Origin of the sequence: Succinivibrio dextrinosolvens DSM 3072 (genome assembly GCF_900167015.1) — a bacterium.
Lineage (GTDB): Bacteria > Pseudomonadota > Gammaproteobacteria > Enterobacterales > Succinivibrionaceae > Succinivibrio > Succinivibrio dextrinosolvens.
Map to the genome: position 1 here is coordinate 1 of NZ_FUXX01000087.1, position 2,042 is coordinate 2,042.

Below are 2,042 nucleotides of genomic sequence, written 5' to 3' on the forward strand. Positions count from 1 at the left end.
GGAGTATCCATGTCAGACCTTTTAGTAAACAAAATCGACATGGATATTTTGCGACGTTATATAATGGTTGTCAGTTCGGGCTTGGGAAAGATACGGAAAAGGAGAGCACATCATCTTTTTACATGGGGACAGAAATTCGATTTTAAAGGGATTTTTCTATAGTTGAGAACAAAACTCATTTCTCTTTAAATCTAAAAAAAAGACCTTATGTACATATGTGAAAGGAAAATATGAAAGGTTGTTACCTTAAGGAGATTTATTATGAACGCTTTAGCTAGATACGAAAATCGTCATCAGAATATGAATCGTCACAATTTTGGTATGCCAACTATTTTTGATATTTTCTCAAGACCTTTGACCGACTTTGAAAATATGTTCTCTCAGATGCCTGAAGATAACATCAGAATAGACGTACAGGACTGCGGTGATCACTACCAGATTAAGGCTGATATGCCTGGAGTTAAGAAAGAGGATATCAAGCTTGATTTTGATGAAGGCAATCTGATGATTAAGGCTGAACACCATACAGAGAAGGAAAAGAAGGATTCTGAAGGCTACCTAATTAAGGAGCGCAGCTCAGGTGTTTACCAGAGAACACTGCATTTTAACGATGCAGACCCTAAGGAGATCAATGCTGCATTTGCAGGAGGTGAACTTGATATCAGAATTAACAAACAGAAACAGGAGCAGAAGAAAACTGCTATAACTATCCATTAAATCACGATTGATTAAGGAATCTGCAGGTAGTATCTTAGAAGCTATCTGCAGATTTTTTTTTAAGGAGTATGTATGCCATTCGTACAAGCAAGAATTTCAAAGGATCTTTCAGATTCAGAAAAGACAGCACTTCAAAAAGAGCTTACTGCAATAATCAAAGACGAACTGCACAAGCCTGCTGGCTTTATTATGACAGGAATAGAGTCTGGCTACGACCTGTGGCTTGGAGATAACAAACTTGATAACGGAGCCATGATTTCAGTACAGCAGTTTGGAAGCGCCAACAGAGATGCCTACAATGCTATTACACAGCGTATATGTGATTATCTTAAGAGTGCTCTCGGTACACCATCAGACAAGGTATATGTTACTTTCCAGTCCATTAATGAATGGGGATGGAACGGACAGCTTTTCTAGAGAACAGCTGTCTTTTTCCTAGCGATTATCACTCAAAATCCAGGCCATACCCTTAGCACAGCGCTTATCGGGCTCAAAAAAATGATTGCCTGGATTACTCTCAAAAATGCAATCTATCCCCTGCTCTTTTACAGACTCATAAAGCTCAACTGTCTTATCCTTTACGGTTTTAAGATAGCGGTTTCTGACCGAGCTTTCCTTATCTCCAAGTGAAAGATAGATTTTTGAGGGTTTTCTTTTAAGATTTGTCTTAAAAAATTCCACAAAATCAGGAAACCACAAAGAGCCTGACATACTTGCAGCTCTGTCAAAAATATCAGATTTACAGATAGCGTAAAGGGCAAACAGTCCTGCAAGAGAATAGCCACTGATGCCGATATAGGATGGACTGCCGTTTATAAGCTTCAGTGCCTCAGGAATTACAGTCTTTTCTATGAGTGAGAGAAACTCATCTGCGTCGCCGTCAAATGGAGGCTCACTGTGATACAGAGAAGGACAGTTCCATGGAGAGAGATAATGATTCCAGTCATCCACCTTCACATTCAGAAAATTAAAGTCTGGTGTATCCATCTTAGAGAGCATGTCTACAATCTCTGCCCCATCTGAGTTAAAGGAGTTGAAAAGAATCAGTGGAGAATCAGCCTTTTCAGAACAAAAAATGGTTATGGCTGTATTTTCAATCTTAAAATCTTTTCTATCCATACAGACTATCCTTTAAAATTCCTGAACTCAGACAAAAAACAGAGAATAATGATGTCTTTTTGCTAGATTATCTGCAAATTAAGTACAAAAATAGCTTTCTTTTGCAATTATTTAACTCGAGTTTCCCAGATAAAAAATTTAAGTAAATCCAGATCCACTCTAGGATTGATGCTCTTTAAAAACTTGTATTGATTTATTATCTTGCT

3 protein-coding genes are annotated in these 2,042 nt (G+C 37.8%); 2 read left to right on the forward strand and 1 reads right to left on the reverse strand.

Going from position 1 to position 2,042, the window contains the following annotated elements; translation table 11 throughout:
• Window positions 1-261 precede the first annotated feature (261 nt).
• Both B5D46_RS11885 and B5D46_RS11890 read left to right on the forward strand, forming a co-directional pair.
• Window positions 262-717 (forward strand): Hsp20 family protein, encoded by a 456-nt coding sequence (locus B5D46_RS11885; RefSeq protein WP_078929636.1) that lies wholly within the window; start codon window positions 262-264, stop codon window positions 715-717.
• A gap of 72 nt (window positions 718-789) precedes the next feature.
• The gene (locus tag B5D46_RS11890) at window positions 790-1,134 is read left to right on the forward strand and encodes a phenylpyruvate tautomerase MIF-related protein (RefSeq protein ID WP_078929637.1); all 345 of its coding nucleotides are present in this window, start codon (window positions 790-792) and stop codon (window positions 1,132-1,134) included.
• Between the two features lie 18 nt (window positions 1,135-1,152).
• On the opposite strand, the gene B5D46_RS11895 is transcribed toward B5D46_RS11890, so the two are convergent.
• Window positions 1,153-1,836, reverse strand: a complete 684-nt coding sequence (locus tag B5D46_RS11895) for an alpha/beta hydrolase (protein ID WP_078929638.1) — start codon at window positions 1,834-1,836, stop codon at window positions 1,153-1,155.
• Window positions 1,837-2,042 lie beyond the last annotated feature (206 nt).